Source organism: Affinirhizobium lemnae (assembly GCF_022968395.1).
In the GTDB taxonomy this organism is placed as follows: domain Bacteria; phylum Pseudomonadota; class Alphaproteobacteria; order Rhizobiales; family Rhizobiaceae; genus Neorhizobium; species Neorhizobium lemnae.
The window spans coordinates 17778-35199 of sequence record NZ_JALJQZ010000013.1 but is presented as its reverse complement, the minus strand read 5'-3'; the positions used below and the strand labels follow the sequence as shown (position 1 = coordinate 35199).

Annotated in this window: 20 protein-coding genes; 11 read left to right on the top strand and 9 right to left on the bottom strand. The window is 56.8% G+C overall.

The window, feature by feature from the left end; genetic code table 11:
* Window positions 1-258: 258 nt before the first annotated feature.
* The 4 genes from dprA to MUU53_RS10625 are packed head-to-tail and all read right to left on the bottom strand — an operon-like array spanning window position 259 to window position 4290.
* Complete coding sequence (gene dprA, locus MUU53_RS10640) at window positions 259-1410, bottom strand: DNA-processing protein DprA (protein ID WP_377307205.1); 1152 nt, start codon at window positions 1408-1410, stop codon at window positions 259-261.
* An 8-nt stretch (window positions 1411-1418) separates the two neighbouring features.
* Window positions 1419-2036 (bottom strand): glycerol-3-phosphate 1-O-acyltransferase PlsY, encoded by a 618-nt coding sequence (plsY, locus tag MUU53_RS10635; RefSeq protein ID WP_247260886.1) that lies wholly within the window; start codon window positions 2034-2036, stop codon window positions 1419-1421.
* A gap of 11 nt (window positions 2037-2047) precedes the next feature.
* A complete protein-coding gene (locus MUU53_RS10630; RefSeq protein WP_247260885.1) occupies window positions 2048-3337 on the bottom strand; it encodes a dihydroorotase in 1290 nt (429 codons plus the stop codon).
* Window positions 3334-4290, bottom strand: coding sequence for an aspartate carbamoyltransferase catalytic subunit (locus tag MUU53_RS10625; RefSeq protein ID WP_247260939.1), 957 nt, complete (start codon window positions 4288-4290; stop codon window positions 3334-3336). Before MUU53_RS10625 ends, MUU53_RS10630 begins: the two co-directional genes overlap by 4 nt.
* Window positions 4291-4412: 122 nt before the next feature.
* Between MUU53_RS10625 and MUU53_RS10620 the strand changes: the two genes are divergently transcribed.
* Window positions 4413-6065: an acyl-CoA dehydrogenase family protein gene (locus MUU53_RS10620; RefSeq protein WP_247260884.1), complete on the top strand. Its 1653-nt coding sequence runs from the start codon at window positions 4413-4415 to the stop codon at window positions 6063-6065.
* A 311-nt stretch (window positions 6066-6376) separates the two neighbouring features.
* Window positions 6377-6706 (top strand): DUF6105 family protein, encoded by a 330-nt coding sequence (locus MUU53_RS10615; RefSeq protein WP_247260883.1) that lies wholly within the window; start codon window positions 6377-6379, stop codon window positions 6704-6706.
* On the opposite strand, the gene ruvX is transcribed toward MUU53_RS10615, so the two are convergent.
* Complete coding sequence (gene ruvX, locus MUU53_RS10610; protein ID WP_247260882.1) at window positions 6646-7137, bottom strand: Holliday junction resolvase RuvX; 492 nt, start codon at window positions 7135-7137, stop codon at window positions 6646-6648. The two genes, MUU53_RS10615 and ruvX, sit on opposite strands and share 61 nt — an antisense overlap.
* A gap of 174 nt (window positions 7138-7311) precedes the next feature.
* On the opposite strand from ruvX, the gene MUU53_RS10605 reads away from it, so the two are divergent.
* The 9 genes from MUU53_RS10605 to MUU53_RS10565 all read left to right on the top strand — a co-directional run bounded on the left by MUU53_RS10605 (window position 7312) and on the right by MUU53_RS10565 (window position 14415).
* Window positions 7312-8016 (top strand): metal-dependent hydrolase, encoded by a 705-nt coding sequence (locus MUU53_RS10605; protein ID WP_247260881.1) that lies wholly within the window; start codon window positions 7312-7314, stop codon window positions 8014-8016.
* Between the two features lie 136 nt (window positions 8017-8152).
* Complete coding sequence (gatC, locus tag MUU53_RS10600) at window positions 8153-8440, top strand: Asp-tRNA(Asn)/Glu-tRNA(Gln) amidotransferase subunit GatC (RefSeq protein ID WP_062552594.1); 288 nt, start codon at window positions 8153-8155, stop codon at window positions 8438-8440.
* A gap of 60 nt (window positions 8441-8500) precedes the next feature.
* Entirely contained in the window at window positions 8501-9982 is a 1482-nt protein-coding gene (gene gatA, locus MUU53_RS10595) for an Asp-tRNA(Asn)/Glu-tRNA(Gln) amidotransferase subunit GatA (protein ID WP_247260880.1), read from the top strand.
* A gap of 171 nt (window positions 9983-10153) precedes the next feature.
* On the top strand, window positions 10154-10663 hold the full coding sequence (locus MUU53_RS10590) for a GNAT family N-acetyltransferase (RefSeq protein WP_247260879.1): 510 nt from the start codon (window positions 10154-10156) through the stop codon (window positions 10661-10663).
* Window positions 10664-10760: 97 nt separating this feature from the next.
* Window positions 10761-12263, top strand: a complete 1503-nt coding sequence (gene gatB / locus MUU53_RS10585; RefSeq protein WP_247260878.1) for an Asp-tRNA(Asn)/Glu-tRNA(Gln) amidotransferase subunit GatB — start codon at window positions 10761-10763, stop codon at window positions 12261-12263.
* 36 nt (window positions 12264-12299) lie between these two features.
* A complete protein-coding gene (locus tag MUU53_RS10580; RefSeq protein WP_165136250.1) occupies window positions 12300-12800 on the top strand; it encodes a GNAT family N-acetyltransferase in 501 nt (166 codons plus the stop codon).
* Between the two features lie 12 nt (window positions 12801-12812).
* Window positions 12813-13280 (top strand): GNAT family N-acetyltransferase, encoded by a 468-nt coding sequence (locus MUU53_RS10575; protein ID WP_247260877.1) that lies wholly within the window; start codon window positions 12813-12815, stop codon window positions 13278-13280.
* Window positions 13281-13378: 98 nt separating this feature from the next.
* On the top strand, window positions 13379-13777 hold the full coding sequence (locus tag MUU53_RS10570) for an NADH:ubiquinone oxidoreductase subunit NDUFA12 (RefSeq protein ID WP_062552588.1): 399 nt from the start codon (window positions 13379-13381) through the stop codon (window positions 13775-13777).
* A 236-nt stretch (window positions 13778-14013) separates the two neighbouring features.
* Entirely contained in the window at window positions 14014-14415 is a 402-nt protein-coding gene (locus tag MUU53_RS10565; RefSeq protein WP_247260938.1) for a DUF2155 domain-containing protein, read from the top strand.
* Between the two features lie 75 nt (window positions 14416-14490).
* On the opposite strand, the gene aat is transcribed toward MUU53_RS10565, so the two are convergent.
* The 4 genes from aat to aroQ are packed head-to-tail and all read right to left on the bottom strand — an operon-like array spanning window position 14491 to window position 17409.
* A complete protein-coding gene (gene aat, locus MUU53_RS10560; protein ID WP_247260876.1) occupies window positions 14491-15108 on the bottom strand; it encodes a leucyl/phenylalanyl-tRNA--protein transferase in 618 nt (205 codons plus the stop codon).
* Between the two features lie 2 nt (window positions 15109-15110).
* The gene (accC, locus tag MUU53_RS10555) at window positions 15111-16460 is read right to left on the bottom strand and encodes an acetyl-CoA carboxylase biotin carboxylase subunit (RefSeq protein ID WP_247260875.1); all 1350 of its coding nucleotides are present in this window, start codon (window positions 16458-16460) and stop codon (window positions 15111-15113) included.
* A gap of 9 nt (window positions 16461-16469) precedes the next feature.
* Window positions 16470-16946 (bottom strand): acetyl-CoA carboxylase biotin carboxyl carrier protein, encoded by a 477-nt coding sequence (accB, locus tag MUU53_RS10550; RefSeq protein WP_247260874.1) that lies wholly within the window; start codon window positions 16944-16946, stop codon window positions 16470-16472.
* A 25-nt stretch (window positions 16947-16971) separates the two neighbouring features.
* Window positions 16972-17409, bottom strand: a complete 438-nt coding sequence (aroQ, locus tag MUU53_RS10545; protein ID WP_247260873.1) for a type II 3-dehydroquinate dehydratase — start codon at window positions 17407-17409, stop codon at window positions 16972-16974.
* Between the last annotated feature and the right edge of the window lie 13 nt (window positions 17410-17422).

The following is a 17422-nucleotide window of genomic DNA, read 5'->3' as shown; positions in this document are numbered from 1 at the left end:
ATGTCACATTGCGAGTGCGCTCAGGAATGCGCATCCTAAGCGTGCATTATTTTAAGTTATTTTAGCGAGGACAAGATGGTTGAGCCATCTTCAAAGCAAATTACGAATGAGGAATGGCGATCGAACATCGCCTATATCCGGCATATGCTGGGTCAGTTGAGACAGGTTGCTCATAAGGAGAATGCAGATATGCTCTGCTATCTTCTTGAAATGGCTTACGTGGAATCAGGCGATATGCTCACCGGTCGACGTCCGCGGTCAGTTTTGCATCGAGAGGGAAACTAAGCCGCCAGGATGCCGATGGAGCCTTCCGGCGAGATCAAGTTCCAGCAGCACGAGATAAACAGTCGCTGCTGGAATTTCGGTGTGTCGAATTATGTCATCTATTTCGACAGGTGTCGGCCCAAGAGCATTGGCAATACGCATCCGGTCACTATCGTCGAGGGGCTGCTGCAAAGGTGTCGTCTCGTCGTCTTCCGGTTCCGCTATGGTAGAACCGTTAAATAGGTCTAGTTGAGAAATAGGAGCCAGCGCCTCCAGCACGTCGTGTGAAGAGGTGGTTACGATGCCGCCGTTTTTCAGCAGATCGTTTGTACCATGGCATCTCGGATCGAGCGGAGATCCGGGCACAGCGAAGACCAAACGCCCGAAGTCGCCCGCCAGCCGCGCCGTGATCAGAGACCCGGAACGCTGGGCGGCTTCGACGACGACCACCCCGAGAGATATCCCTGCGATGAGCCGGTTGCGGCGCGGAAAATCGCGTGCGCGTGGCTCCCATCCAAAGGGCATCTCGCTCACACACAATCCAACGCCGCCGGTAATATCTCCAAGCAGCGGAATATTCTCGGGCGGGTAGGGCTGGTCAAGGCCGCCCGCCAGCACAGCAATGGTTCCCGTGTCCAGGCTTGCTCGGTGGGCAGCCGTATCGATGCCGCGCGCGAGACCCGAGGTAATCGTGTAGCCGGCACGACCGCAATCACGAGCAATCATCGCCGCGATTTTGGCTCCGCTGATCGATGCGTTGCGTGATCCGACAATGCCGACCGACGGTCGGTTGGCTGCGGCAAAGTCACCCTTCATCGCCAGCAGGGGCGGGGCCGCGTCAATCTGGCGAAGCGCAAAAGGGTAGTCCGGCTCTCCAATACCGACAAGCTTGGCATTGAAACGAGCAGCTATTTCCAGTTCCTGCTCCGCCTGCTGGACGGTCGCCACGCGGATGGCACGTGCCGCGCCACCCCGGCGCGACATTTCAGGGATCGCAGCCAGAGCCGCGTCGGCAGAGCCGAAATGATTGATGAGGTCACGGAAGGTTGCAGGTCCCACATTGTCGCTGCGAATCAGCCTGAGCCAGGCGATCCGTTGAGCGTCTGTGAGTGCAACCCCCCTCCGATTTTCTTTGCCGGAGGACACAGAGGAACTTATCCCTTCTGGCCGATCTTGCTTTCTGTTCCGTTGATCAGACGCTCGATGTTGGCCTTATGCTTCCAATAGGTAATGAGGGTCATGATGGCCATGACTAGTGCAATTTTTGGTTCCCCGATTAGCCAGAGCACGACGGGAATAAGAAGTGTGGCGACGAGCGCCGATAGAGATGAATATTTGCTGAGCTTTGCAACTGTCAGCCACAGGAATGCAAATACCAGAACCATCGCCGGTGCAATACCCAACAATGTACCAATATAGGTTGCAACGCCTTTTCCGCCCTTGAAACCAAGCCAGACCGGAAACAGATGGCCAAGGAACGCTGCAAAGCCACCCAGCAACCCGGCTTCCTGACCCCAAAGGGCTGCAGTCAGAAGGGCAGCAACCGTAGCCTTCAATGCATCGAGCAGAAGCGTGGCTGCAGCCAGCTTCTTATTGCCAGTGCGCAAGACGTTTGTGGCGCCGATATTGCCTGAACCGATGGAGCGGATGTCGCCGAGACCAGCCGCCTTTGTCAGGAGGAGGCCAAAGGGGATTGAGCCCAGCAGATAGCCGAAGGCAAGTGCGGCCAGCGCGATAGGAAGCGTGATTTGCCAGTTAAACAGCTCTGCCATGCTTAATTTCCTTACAGCGAGTGTACCAGACAGCCAGCTACATAAGTCGAAACAACCCGTCCGCTAAAACGCGCATCCTCGAAGGGCGTGTTCTTGGAGCGGGACTGGATGGTATCCTTCGTCACGATCCACGGTTCATCAATGTCTATCAAGGCGATATCTGCCTTCGCGCCCGGTTTCAGCGTTCCAGCGTCCAGCCCGAAGATCTGGGCGGGCCTTGTGGACATGGCGTCGATGAGGCGCATCAGCGAAACCTGACCGGAGTGGTGGAGCCGCAAGGCGGCCGCCAGCATGGTTTCAAGCCCGATGGCGCCATCCGCCGCATCACCGAAAGGAAGACGCTTCGTATCGACATCCTGCGGATCATGCGACGAGACGATGATATCGATCGTTCCGTTCGCCAGAGCATCGACCAGGGCCTGACGGTCGTCTTCCGTGCGCAGCGGCGGCGAAAGCTTGAAGAAAGTACGATACTCGCCGATATCGTTTTCATTCAGCGAAAGGTGGTTGATTGACACGGCGCAGGTTGCGTTCGCGCCTCGATCGCGAGCAATGCGAATCGCTTCGACAGATTCCGGCACCGAAATCTTCGCAGCATGATAGGCGGCCTTAGTGAGGGCGGCTATCCGCAGGTCACGCTCGAGCGGAATGAGTTCGGCCTCTCGCGGGGCGCCTGCCAGACCGAGCCAGCTGGCGAACAGCCCTTCGTTCATGACCCCGTTAACAGCAAGGTAGGGATCGCGGGCTTCGAGAGAAATGACGGCCCCGAACTCGCGCGCGTAGGTCATGGCGCGTCGCAGAACTTGCGTATCCGCCAATCCATGACGGCCCTGGGTGAAGCTGACGGCGCCCGCTTGCTTCAATAGGCCGATCTCGGTCATTTCCTCGCCCTTCAACCCGCGCGTCAAAGCAGCTGCTGGGTGAATGTTTACGAGAGCTTTGTCGCGAGCCGTCTTGAGGACGAATTCGATGAGGGCGATATCGTCAAGAACCGGGTCGGTATCCGGCATCATGATGAAGCTCGTCACACCGCCTGCAGCGGCGGCGCGGCTGGCGGAAAAGATGGTCTCCCGATGTTCCGCACCCGGTTCGCCAACAAAGACGCGCGCATCGACAAGACCCGGTGCCGCAACGAGACCTTGGGCATCGCGGATCTCGGCACCGTCAGGATGCCCCTGATTGAGTGCGTCTGCGCCAGACGCAAGAATACGACCGTCATCACCGATGATGATCGTGCCGACTTCGTCCAGATGCCGGGAAGGATCGATGATACGCGCGTTTTTCAGAACAAGCGGCTTCATGCGACCACTCCTTCGCTTCTCGGCCCCTGGTTCTGGGAAATCAGCAATGCCTCCATCACAGCCATGCGGACGGCAACGCCCATTTCGACCTGGCTTTCAATGACGCTTTGTGGTCCATCGGCCACTTCAGAGGCAATTTCGACACCGCGATTCATTGGCCCCGGATGCATGACGAGCGCATCCTCCTTGGCGGCTTTCAGTTTCTCGGCGTCCAGGCCGTAGAAATGGAAGTATTCGCGAACCGACGGCACGAACGAACCGGACATGCGCTCCCGTTGAAGACGCAGCATCATGACGACATCCGCATCCTTCAGGCCTTCTTCCATGGAATGAAAGACTTCCACGCCCATTTGCGAAATGCCCGACGGCAGCAGAGTGGACGGCGCGACGACGCGAACGCGTGCGCCCATGGCATTCAGCAAAAGAATGTTGGAGCGGGCAACGCGCGAGTGCAGAACATCGCCGCAGATTGCGACGATGATACGGGATAGCTTGCCCTTGGCGCGACGGATTGTCAGCGCGTCCAGTAGTGCCTGCGTCGGGTGCTCGTGTTGACCGTCGCCGGCGTTGACGACCGAGCACGCCACTTTTTGCGCCAGAAGGGCAGCGGCACCTGCGGATGAGTGGCGAACCACCAAGACATCCGGCCGCATGGCGTTCAGCGTCATCGCCGTATCGATCAGCGTCTCACCCTTCTTGACCGAAGAGTTGCCGACCGACATGCTCATGACATCTGCGCCCAGACGCTTGCCAGCAAGCTCGAAGGAGCTTTGCGTGCGTGTCGAAGCCTCGAAGAAAAGATTGATCTGGGTGAGCCCGCGAAGAGTCGAAGTTTTCTTCTCTCTTTGCCGACTGATCTTGACCGCCTCGTCGGCTTTGTCGAGAAGGAATGTAATGTCCTGCTCGGTCAGGCCCTTGATCCCGAGGAGATGGCGGTGGGGAAAGAAGACCACGATAACGTCCTCCGCTTGTTTACGCGGTCTATAGAGACAGCGAGGCGAGCGGGCAAGCGTGTGCTGCATCGAGTTTTTCTGATCCCCATGCAATTTGCCCAGCTTTCGTTTAAGAGCAGCTCATGAATCAGATGAACCGGACCGACGACAATCTCACCGACCTGAACCAGCCAAGCCTCTGGTCCGGTATCAATGCCTATCGCACAGACCCGTTGATCGTGGATCTGACGGCGGGATTGCACCGCGCGATCCGCGAGGAGTTCGATGCGCTGGGCCGCTATGTGACCTCCCCTGAAGCGCAGGAACTTGCGCGGATGGCGAATGAAAATCCGCCAAAGCTGAAGACCCACGGTCCGAGAGGCGAACGGCAGGATACTGTGGAGTTTCATCCCGCCTGGCATGCCATGATGCGGCGCTCGATGGGCAGCGGGCTGCATTCCTCGCTATGGGAGAACATTCCGGAATCGCGCAACAACCAGCACCGCGCTCGTGCTGCCCGGTTCTATCTGACCTCTCAGCTCGAATGTGGCCACTTGTGTCCGCTGACGATGACCAGCGCTTCTGTTGCTGCGATGATGGCTTCGCCTCGCGTTCAGAAAGAATGGGCGCCGCGTATCCTGTCGCGGAAATATGATTCGTCGAACCGTCCCGCGCAGCAGAAAACCGCGATCACCGTTGGCATGGGAATGACGGAGAAGCAGGGCGGGACGGATGTGCGCGCCAACCGCTCGATTGCCGAACGGGTGGGCGAGGGCGTCTATCGTCTTTCCGGTCACAAGTGGTTCATGTCCGCGCCGATGAGCGACGCCTTCGTCATGCTCGCGAAAACCAATGAAGGTATCGGTTGCTTCCTCGTTCCGCGCCTCCTGGAAGATGGTACGGCGAATGGGCTTCAATTCCAGAGGCTGAAGGATAAGCTGGGCAATCGTTCCAATGCGTCCTCCGAAGTCGAGTTCCAGGATGCGTTCGGCTACCTGCTGGGTGAACCGGGCGGTGGGGTGCGAACCATTCTCGACATGGTGACGCTGACGCGGCTGGATTGTGCTCTTGCGTCAGCTGGCATCATGCGGGCCTCTCTGGCAGAGGCTGTGCATCATTGCCGTGGTCGCAGCGTCTTTGGCAAGAACCTGATTGACCAGCCGCTGATGACCCGGGTTCTCGCGGATATGGCGCTGGACGTCGCAGCCGCGACGGCGCTGGCCTATCGTCTGGCAGAAGCCTTCGACAAGGCCGGTAGCAATCCCGCCGATGCAGCTTTTGCCCGCGTCATGACGCCCGTCATCAAATACTGGTGCTGCAAGATCGCGCCTCCGCTGATCTACGAAGCGATGGAATGCCTTGGTGGCAATGGCTACGTGGAGGAGCGTCCGCTTGCCCGTCACTATCGCGAGGCTCCGGTCAATGCGATCTGGGAAGGGTCCGGCAATGTCATGGCGCTGGATGTGCTGCGCGTGTTGAGCCGTGGCCGTGATCTGTTCGATTCGGTTCTGTCGGGCATCGAGCGGGATCTGGGTCCGAGTGGACGAAAGACGACGGATGTTCTGCGTGCCGCCATGGCACTGGCGGAACGGGACGAGGGCGCGGCAAGACTTCTGGTGGAGCAACTTGCACTCGCGGCTGCGGCTGCAGAGCTTTTTAGACTTGGCGCGGGCAAGATCGCGGACGCCTTCGTGGAAACCCGTCTGGCCGGAGGATGGCGGGCAACTTACGGGATGCTCGATTCCCGCTTCGATGCCTCCTACATCGTCGACCTTCTTTATCCCGCGGCAAGCTGAACCCGGAGCCTTCATCCACAGGTCAACGCCCAGCGTTAACCATATCAGGTGGTTCTCGTTGCGCTTTGGGCCGCGAGCAATAGGTTGAGGTTAACGATTTGTTAACCATCGCTGCGTGGTAAGGCTGTGTCTGACAACCAATGCTATCACTACGGGTTACTGTGTCTGGCTCTTTGCTTCTTTACGAGTTGGGCGGTTGATCTGACGTTTCCTGCAATCGTGCTGAGCGTCATGGCGTTTCTGCGCTGGGCGGTTCTGTCGGCACCTTGGCCGAAATCAACGCGCTGGCTAACTGTGGAAGGAAACGCCGCATGAAGTGGTTTCTCATCCTCTGGGCTGGCCCGGTCGCATTCCTGGGTGCCTGGTACTGGCTATCCTACTACAACATCAGTTTCGGGTTCTTCATGCTGACCCGTGATACCCACGATCTGGTGTTTCAGATCTATGGGCAGACCCTGGGAATTGATCCGGCGCTTCTTCCCATGCTGGTTGTCCGTGCCGTTGCGGTGGACAGCCTGATCGTCATCGCAATTCTGGCATTCCGTCGCCGCAAGCAGATTCACGCCTGGTGGATCAGGCGTTATGCGTCATCTCCCGATGCAGCCCTTTCCAAGGATACGAGCCTGTCCAAGGCTCCTTGAAGAATAAAGCTCGCGGCTGCCGAATCGATCCGTTCAGCGCGCTTCGCCCTGGAAACATCCATTTCCAGAAGTGCCCGCTCTGCGGCCACAGTGGATAGACGTTCATCCCAAAAGACGAACGGTATCTTTGTCTTGTCGCTCATGCTGCGGACGAAAGCTCTGGTCGCCTGGACACGCGGGCCCGACGAGCCATCCATATTGATAGGCAGGCCGATGATAAAGGCTGCCACCTTTTCCTTGTCTGCCCACGCCAGCAAGAGTTCCGCATCTTTTGTGAACTTCAAGCGCTTCAACACGGGCCGAGGGGACGAAAACCGCCTCCCGAGATCTGATACGGCAAGGCCGATGGTCTTTGTGCCAAGATCAAGACCGGCCACTGGTTGCCCCGGCAACAGACTGGCAGCCAGTTCTTCGATCGTCATTGTTGCCAAAGCTTATTCCTTCTCTCGGTCTATGCTCTTGAATTAATTGCGGCTGCTCTAGGTCAGCACGGGAAATAAAATCCGTCTGTCCCGTTGATGCGTATCATGGCGTTGAATAACCTGCGCTTAACTGACGGTCCACACCCGGATCCTTTGATCTCAACTGCAAAATGGAGATTTATCATGAAGATCACCTGGCTTGGCCATTCGGCCTTCAGGCTCGAAACCACCCATGCGAAGATTTTGATCGATCCATTCTTCAGCGGTAACCCATCCTTTGCAGACCAGGATCGCAAGGAAGCGGCTGCGGGCATCACGCACATTTTGCTGACGCACGGTCATGGAGATCACGTAGGGGATACCGTCGCCTTGGCACAGGAAACCGGTGCCGTCGTGCTGGCAAATGCCGACCTCGCGGCATGGCTCGGTTCCAAAGGTGTCCAGCGTCTCGAAATGGGCAATACCGGCGGCACCGTCAGCTTCGGCAGCTTCAGCGCGACCTTTACGCAGGCCCTGCATTCCTCCGCCCAGATCACGGAAGACGGGGTCTCCCATGCGCTTGGCAATGCCAATGGGCTGATGCTGCATTTCGAAGAAGAGGCCTCGCTGCTGCACATGGGCGACACGGACATCTTCACCGACATGGGTCTGATCAACGAATTGCATCAGCCTGATATCGGTCTGGTGCCGATTGGCGACCGGTTCACGATGGGCGGTGCTGTGGCAGCGCTCGCCTGCCAGCGCTTTTTCGATTTCAAGCACGCCATCCCGTGCCACTACGGGTCTTTCCCGATCATTGACCAGACGCCGGAAAAGTTCGTGAAAGGCTTGGAAGGTCTGAAGACGAGGGTAGAGACGCCTAAGGTTGGCGTTACGCTAAGCATCTGACCTTACGTAATCGGCGCGGCGTCTTGGGCCAACCGCGCCGATTTCCGTCACAACTCCGTCCGCCTTGCGGCTAAAACCGTTGCGAATGCCGGATATGGCCATTATAGCGGGAGGAAATTTCATCCGGAGAAGTTCCATGTCCGTCGATATCGCTACCGTCAAGCGCGTTGCGCGCCTTTCCCGCATTGCAGTTTCCGAAGATGATCTGGAGCGGATGACGGGCGAATTGAATGGTATCCTTGGATTTGTTGAGCTGCTTTCCGAGGTCGATGTCAGCGGGGTCGAGCCCATGACATCCGTTACGCCAATCACCATGCGCAAGCGCGCCGATGCGGTGACGGATGGTGATAAGGCTGCCGATATCGTGGCCAATGCCCCCAATTCAGATCAGAACTTTTTCCTCGTGCCGAAGGTCGTCGAGTAAGCGCGGACCATTCCGCAGCACCGACCTTCAACGCAGCCTTAAGCAAAATTCGAGATCACGATGACCGAACTTACCAACCTTACCATTTCCGAAGCGCGCGCCAAACTGAAGGGCCGTGAAATTACGGCGGTCGAATTGACGGACGCTTACCTGTCGGCCATCGACGCTGCCAACGGCGCCCTGAACGCCTACGTGACCGTAACGCCCGACAAGGCGCGCGAGATGGCGAAAGCCTCGGATGCGCGACTGGCAGACGGCAAGGGCGGCCCGCTTGAGGGTATTCCGCTTGGCGTGAAGGATCTATTCGCAACGCGTGATATCCACACGCAGGCCTGCAGCCACATTCTCGATGGGTTCAAGCCGAAGTACGAATCGACCGTCACCCAGAACCTCTGGAATCACGGTGCCGTAATGCTCGGCAAGCTGAACATGGATGAATTCGCGATGGGTTCATCCAACGAAAGCTCCTATTACGGACCCTCGGTAAACCCTTGGAAGGCCAAGGGTTCGGACGAAAAACTGGTGCCGGGCGGCTCTTCAGGGGGCTCCGCTGCTGCAGTCGCGGCGCATCTGTGCGCCGGTGCGACCGCAACCGACACCGGTGGCTCCATCCGCCAGCCTGCAGCCTTTACTGGCACGGTCGGCATCAAGCCTACCTATGGCCGTTGCTCCCGCTGGGGTATCGTTGCCTATGCCTCGTCGCTGGATCAGGCTGGTCCGATCGCGCGCGATGTGCGCGACGCAGCAATCCTGCTGAAGAGCATGGCAAGCGTCGACACCAAGGACACGACCTCTGTCGATTTGCCGGTGCCGGATTACGAAGCTTCACTTGGTCAGTCGGTCAAGGGTATGAAGATCGGCATTCCGAAGGAATATCGTATCGTGGGCATGCCAGAGGAAATCGAAAAGCTCTGGCAGCAGGGTGTGGAATGGCTGAAGGATGCCGGCGCTGAAGTCGTCGAAATTTCGCTGCCACACACCAAATATGCGCTTCCGGCCTATTATATCGTGGCACCCGCTGAAGCATCGTCCAACCTTGCGCGCTATGACGGCGTTCGCTACGGCCTTCGCGTTGACGGCAAGGACATTGCCGACATGTACGAGAAGAGCCGCGCTGCTGGCTTCGGCAAGGAAGTTCAGCGCCGCATCATGATCGGAACCTATGTTCTCTCGGCCGGCTATTACGACGCCTATTACCTGAAGGCGCAGAAGGTTCGCACTCTCATCAAGCGTGACTTCGAAGAAGCGTTTCATGCGGGCGTCGATGCTATACTGGCACCTATCACGCCGTCTTCCGCCTTTGCCATCGGTGACAAGGAACTCGCCGCAGATCCGGTTAAGATGTACCTGCAGGACGTCTTCACGGTCACGCTAAACATGGCCGGTTTGCCTGGCATTTCGGTTCCGGCTGGCCTTGATCACAAGGGGTTGCCGCTGGGCCTGCAGATCATCGGCAAGCCGTTCGAAGAAGAAACCCTGTTCAAGACGGCGCATGTGATCGAACAGGCAGCCGGAAAATTCACCCCCGCCAAGTGGTGGTAACACCTTTGAGTTCCAATAGCCGACTGCAGAAGGACCGGCTCATCCATTGGACCGGTCCTTTTTGTTGACCAGTTTTCAACAAAGATCTCTATATCGCAGGCTAATCCCTTTGACGGGCTTGGAAACACCGTCCGGCAATGATCTAATCGTGGCGACGTTCCGGGGATTTTCATGCATCATGTTCGCAATGCCCGTGAAGACGAGATTGATGCGCTGACAGGCATAGGTCTGCGAGCCTGGGCCCAGGCCATGGGCCCCATTGGCGGCACGGAGGCGATGCTGCAAAATGCATTACGTGCATTTGGAGACTTCGTTCGATCCTCCTGGGTTAAGATTACGGTGATTGAGGAAGGCGGTGTCCCTGCCGGATGGGCATCCCGCGAAGCGCTGGACGAAAAGATAACCGATTTCTGGATCGACCCGGACCATCAGCGGCGAGGTCTCGGTTCTGAACTCCTTCAAGCCGTTGAAGAAGAAGTCCGCCAGCATGGTTTCGATGAAATCAAGCTGGAAACGCATGCGCACAATACGGATGCGGTCAGTTTCTTTGAAAAGAACGGTTATCGGGTCAACTGGCTGTCGATCGCCTATGCGCCGAAGCTTGATCAGGATGTGCAATCCGTTGGTATGTCCAAGCAACTGGTTGCCCCGGTACCAGCGGGCTACGGCGTCGAGTTTTAACCTCTAACGACGAGGTGCTAGGCCTCAAAGCTTGCACCGCTTCACCAATTGCTCTACCTGACATTCAACCCATTTGACCGCATGAAGAGCCTTTAAGATGACCCTTGTCGATACGCGCACACCTGATCCGAAACGTCTGATTCCCGGTGCCACGGGTGATTGGGAAATCATCATCGGCATGGAAGTTCACGCGCAGGTTCTTTCACAGTCCAAACTGTTCTCCGGCGCTTCCACCGAGTTCGGCAAGGCGCCAAATTCCAACGTGTCGCTGGTGGATGCAGCCATGCCCGGCATGCTGCCCGTGATCAACGAAGAATGCGTGAAGCAGGCAGTGCGGACAGGTCTCGGCCTCAAGGCGCAGATCAACAACCGCTCGATTTTCGATCGCAAGAACTATTTCTATCCGGACCTGCCGCAGGGCTACCAGATTTCCCAGTTCAAGGATCCGATCGTCGGCGAAGGCAAGATCATCATTTCGCTGGGGCCAGATCGTCAGGGCAATTTCGAAGACATCGAGATCGGTATCGAGCGCCTGCACCTTGAGCAGGACGCTGGCAAATCCATGCACGACCAGCATCCGACCATGTCCTATGTTGATCTGAACCGTTCAGGCGTTGCCCTGATGGAAATCGTATCCAAGCCGGACATGCGCTCCTCGGATGAGGCGAAGGCCTACATGACAAAGCTGCGATCCATCGTGCGCTATCTCGGCACCTGTGATGGCAACATGGACGAGGGCTCCATGCGCGCCGACGTGAACGTTTCCGTGCGCCGTCCAGGCGAAGCCTTTGGCACACGTTGCGAAATCAAGAACGTCAACTCCATCCGTTTCATTGGCCAGGCGATTGAATACGAAGCACGCCGCCAGATCGCGATTCTGGAAGACGGCGGCTCAATCGACCAGGAAACTCGCCTGTTCGATCCGGGCAAGGGCGAGACGCGCTCGATGCGCTCCAAGGAAGATGCGCATGATTACCGCTACTTCCCGGATCCGGATCTGCTGCCGCTGGAATTTGACGATGCTTTCGTGGAGGCACTGAAGAGCGATCTGCCGGAATTGCCGGATGACAAGAAGGCCCGATTTGTACGCGAACTGGGGCTTTCGGTTTATGACGCCTCTGTGCTCGTGTCCGAGAAGGCAATTGCCGATTATTTCGAGTCGGTTGCTGAAGGGCGTGATGGCAAGACGGCGGCGAACTGGGTTATCAACGACTTGCTTGGCGCCTTGAACAAAGCTGGCAAAGGCATTGAAGAGACTCCGGTTTCTCCTGCTCAGCTCGGTGGTATCATCGATCTCATCAAGGCTGAGACCATCTCCGGCAAGATAGCCAAAGACCTGTTCGAAATCGTCTTCAACGAAGGCGGCGATCCTGCGGAAATCGTGGAAAGCCGCGGCATGAAGCAGGTGACCGATACCGGCGCCATCGAGAAGGCCGTCGACGATATTATCGCCGCAAACCCCGATCAGGTCGCCAAGGTCAAGGCGAAGCCAACGCTGGCCGGCTGGTTCGTGGGCCAGGTAATGAAATCGACCGGTGGCAAGGCCAACCCGCAGGCTGTGCAGGCGCTGGTAAAGGCAAAGCTGGGCATCGAGGAGTAAGGCTTCGGCCTTGCTTCTCCGAGAGAGGGCTGTTCCATGTTTTTCATTCGCACAGCGGGCCCAAAGGACGTAGAGCCGGTGCGAAAGCTATTGGCGGAGACATGGCACGCGACCTATGATCCCATCCATGGTCCGCTGAAGGTGGGCTCACTCGTCACAAGCTTGCATAGCGCAGAGGCCATCCTGAAGAGGATCAACCTGAAGGACGGCGAGTTTCTGGTTGCCGATGACGGAAAGCGGATTGGTGGCATGGGATTTGCCGCCATGTCGCCTACGATGACAAAGACCGCAGTCCTGCATCAGCTCTACGTGCATCCGACCTGCCAGAATGAAGGAATCGGGCGGGATCTCTTTGCCGAGTTAGAAACCTGTTTCCCAGATGCCGAAATTCTTCGCCTGGAAGTTGACGTAGCGAACGAACGCGCAATTTCCTTCTATACGCGACTAGGCTTCACGGAAGTTGACCGCACCAAGAACTGCGGTCAGGACAATAGTGGTATTGAAGCAATCATCATGGAGAAGCCGCTCGCGCACTAAGGGAGGAGTGCCATGACTGACAGCGACTTGCATATCAGAAGAGCCAGGGAAAGTGATCTTTCTGAATTGATCCGGCTTTTTGAGGAGGATGAGCATGGCGGCCATGGTGATACCAGCGACGAGCATGCATATGATGACTACGTCAAAGCATTTCACATAATTGACCAGTCGCTGAACGAGCAGCTTTACGTCGCCGAACAGGGTGGCGAAGTCGTTGCCAGCTTTCAGCTTGCATTTCTAAGAACGCTGCGCGGCCGCGGAGGTTTGACGGGGGTCATCGAGGCGGTTCATACGCGTTCCGACAAACGCGGACAGGGGATCGGCTCCAAGCTTTTGGAGTTCGCCGTGAGCGAGGCGAAACGACGCGGTTGCCGGCTGGTGCAAATCACGCATCGAAGTGACCGTGACGGAACCCGGGCTTTCTACGAGAGGGCCGGTTTTTCGCCGGACTACACAGGCTTCAGAATGCACTTCAAATAGCGCGTATCCACCCCCTAAAGGCTGGACATTCGCGGATCGAGATTGCATAAGCGAGGCAAGGAAACATTCCTTGTCTCTCGCGAGGACGCTGGAAAACTATGAAGAATCTTCTCCTTCAAATCTTCACCTGGTGGAATGGCCAGACGCTTGGCACGCGCTTCTTTACGTGGCGCAACGGCAAGCGCGTGGGCGAGGATGAACTGGGTAATGTCTATTACGAAGGCGGCATGACGTCCTTTGGCCTGCCTCGTCGCTGGGTCATCTACAAGGGTTACGCCGAAGCTTCAGCTATTCCGCCGGGCTGGCACGGCTGGATGCATTACCGGACCGATACGCCTCCTTCGAAGGAGAATTATGCGGCCCGTGAGTGGCAGAAGCCACATCATGAGAACCTGACAGGGACGCCGTTCGCGTACAAGCCAACGGGCTCTATGGATGCGACAGGTCAGCGTCCGCGTGTCACCGGTGACTATGATGCATGGACACCGGGTTCCTGAGCGTCTTGCTCCATCTCATGCCACATTTTTGAACTATCGCCATTAGGTCCCGGCATTGATCGGGACCTAAAGCATGTTCCGCAAAAGTGCGCAGCGGTTTTGCGATAACGACGTGCGATAAGATAAAGAGATAAAGCGTCAGCAGCGAGTCCTAAAGATCGCGACACGCTTTGGTATTTTCTGAAGGTGGTCTCGCTCCCATGTCCCATAGATCCGTTCGTTCGCTGCTTCTGGGAATGGCGCTCTGTCTGGTGATGGTTGCACCTGCTTCCGCGGCCCGTATCGAAAATCCGGTTGCAGAATTCTCAGGTATCGACAAGATCACTGGTCGTATTACCCGCTTTGATGTCTATGTGAATGAGACTGTCCAGTACGGAGCCTTGCAGGTAACGCCCAAAGCCTGTTTCTCGCGCGATGACACAGAAGCGCAAAAGGTGGACGGCTTTATTGAAGTTGATGAAATCACCCTTGATCGCAAGATAAGGCGGATCTTTACGGGATGGATGTTTGCCGACAGCCCTGGTCTTAATGCTGTTGAACATCCGATCTACGACGTCTGGCTGACAGGCTGCAAGCAGAAGTCAGATGTTCCGCCGCCCGCCAGTCCAGCAAAGCCAGCTGCCGCTGCCAAGCCATAAACTCGCATCGCATTCGGCCTCAAACTGTATTGGGTTCCCTGGTGGTCAATGCCTGGGAGGATCAGCCGTCACTGATCAGAAGGGGCGGTTAGGCAGTTCGACAGCTGCTTTCAGCAGTTCGAGATAAACCTGTTTCGGGATGTCGATTGCGCCAAACGTTTTCAGATGATCAGTCGTGAATTGCGTGTCCAGTAGGTGAAAATCGTTAGCACGCAGATGATTGACGAGATGTACAAGGCAGATCTTCGACGCATTCGTGCGCCGGGAGAACATGCTTTCTCCAAAGAATACAGCGCCCAGGGACACTCCGTAAAGCCCGCCGACCAGTTGACCGCCTTCCCAGGCTTCAACACTGTGCGCATGACCCATGGCATGGAGCTGTTTGTAGAGCGATCGGATTGTGGAGTTGATCCAGGTCGTCGGTCTATCGGGCGCTGATTCGGCGCAGCCCGTCATTACGGCTTCGAATGCCGTGTTACGGCGAATTGAGAAAGCTTGCTGCCGAACGGCCTTGTGAAGGCTCTTAGATACATGGAAGGCATCCAATGGAATGATGCCCCGCAGTTCTGGCTCGACCCAGAAGACTTCCGGGTCGTCCGCTGATTCGGCCATCGGAAACAGACCGATGGAATAGGCGCGCAGCAGAATTTCCGGCGTGATGGCGGGATAATATCTGCCGCGCCGACCTGCCATGACTACGCGCTGGGCTTGTCGCCAGTCAGATACTTTTCCAGCCAGTGGATATCGTAGTCACCGTTGGCGATATCCTGGTTGGAAACGAGATCCTGGAAAAGCGGCAGTGTCGTCTTGATACCGTCAACGACGAATTCGTCGAGCACGCGGCGCAGACGCATCATGCATTCGACGCGAGTCCGACCGTGGACGATGAGCTTGCCGATCAGGCTGTCATAGTAGGGAGGGATCTTGTAACCCGCATAGGCGCCCGAATCGACACGAACACCCAAGCCACCCGGCGCGTGGAAGTGTGTGATCGTTCCCGGAGACGGAACGAACGTACGCGGGTCTTCGGCGTTGATGCGGCACTCAATCGCGTGACCGGAAAAACTGATCTCATCCTGGGTTACGGAAAGCCCGGCGCCAGAGGCAACGCGGATCTGCTCATGAACGAGATCGATACCGGTGATGGCTTCGGTGATTGGATGCTCGACCTGAAGACGCGTATTCATCTCGATGAAGTAGAATTCGCCATTCTCATACAGGAATTCAATCGTACCGGCACCGCGGTACTTCATCTTCTTCATTGCGTCAGCGCAGATCTGACCTATCTTCATGCGTTGATCGACATTCAGGGCAGGGGAATTTGCCTCTTCCCAAACCTTCTGGTGACGGCGCTGAAGCGAGCAATCGCGTTCTCCGAGGTGGATAGCATTGCCGGCCCCGTCACCCACGACCTGGATCTCGATGTGGCGAGGCTTGCCGAGATACTTCTCCATGTAGACGGCATCATTGCCAAATGCGGCAGCCGCTTCCGAACGGGCTGTATTGAAGGCTTCCTCAAGATCGGCCTCGGTTTTGGCGACCTTCATGCCACGACCGCCACCGCCGGCAGTAGCTTTGATTAGGACCGGGAAGCCTATCTGCCGCGCGATTTCCGAAGCGTTTTCGGGCGTCACTTCTCCATCGGAGCCCGGAACGACTGGAATGCTAAGCTCGACAGCCGTCTTCTTAGCCGTGATCTTGTCACCCATCAGGCGAATATGCTCGGCAGTTGGTCCGATGAATGTAATGCCATGCGCTTCAAGAATATCCGCGAACTTGGCATTTTCCGACAGGAAGCCGTAACCAGGATGCACTGCATCCGCACCCGTGATTTCGCAAGCCGCCACGATCTGGTGGATGTTGAGATAGCTATCACGTGATGGCGGAGGGCCAATACATACGCTTTCGTCTGCCAGACGGACATGCATTGCGTCAGCGTCAGCCGTTGAATGAACGGCGACGGTTGGGATGCCAAGTTCCTTACACGCTCGCAGAACGCGAAGGGCAATTTCGCCACGGTTGGCAATGAGGATTTTCGAAATCATGAGACCGCCTTATTCGATCACAACGAGCGGTTCGCCGTACTCAACGGGCTGCGCGTCATTGACGATGATTTCCGTCACCTTGCCCGAACGCGGTGCAGGGATTTGGTTCATGGTCTTCATGGCCTCGATGATCAGAAGCGTTTGCCCTTCCTTTACGGTCGCACCAACTTCAATGAAGGACCGTGCGCCAGGGGCGGGCGACAGATAAACTGTCCCAACCATTGGTGCAGTGACAGCCTTGGAACGATCTTTTGCAGGTTCGAGTGCTGCTGCGGGTACGTTCGCGGCAGGTGCAGCGGCGGGCGCTGCATAATGCTGTAGAGCCGGGACTGGCGCCTGGATGTACTGCGGCGCCTGAATTGTGCGAGATACGCGAATGCGCAGATCGTCCTGCTCGATTTCAATCTCTGTCAAATCGGTATCGTTGAGGATGTTCGCCAGATCGCGGATCAACCCCTTGTCGAAACCGTTCTTCTTCTCAGACATGGTCAACCTATGTGCTCTGTTGTTCTTAATTGGTGATGTTGTGCAGTGCGTGCAATGCCAGGATATAACCGCCCGGACCCAAGCCGCAGATCATGCCTTTGGCCGCTGGTGCGATCATCGATTTGTGTCGGAACTCCTCACGGGCGTGGATATTTGAGATATGCACTTCGATCACGGGAACCGAGATCGCTCTTACGGCGTCGTGAAGCGCGATCGACGTATGCCCGTACGCGCCGGGATTGATGACGACGCCAATAGCGCGATCATCGGCTTCGTGAAGGCGATCAACCAGAATGCCCTCGTGATTGCTTTGAAAACATTCGACATCGAACCCCAGTTGCCGACCGGCTGCCACACATTCACTCTCGATATCGTTGAGTGTCTTGCCGCCGTATATTCCAGGCTCCCGCTTACCCAGCATATTCAGGTTCGGTCCGTTGAGGACAAAAATTGTCTTGCTCATGGAATTCCTACCA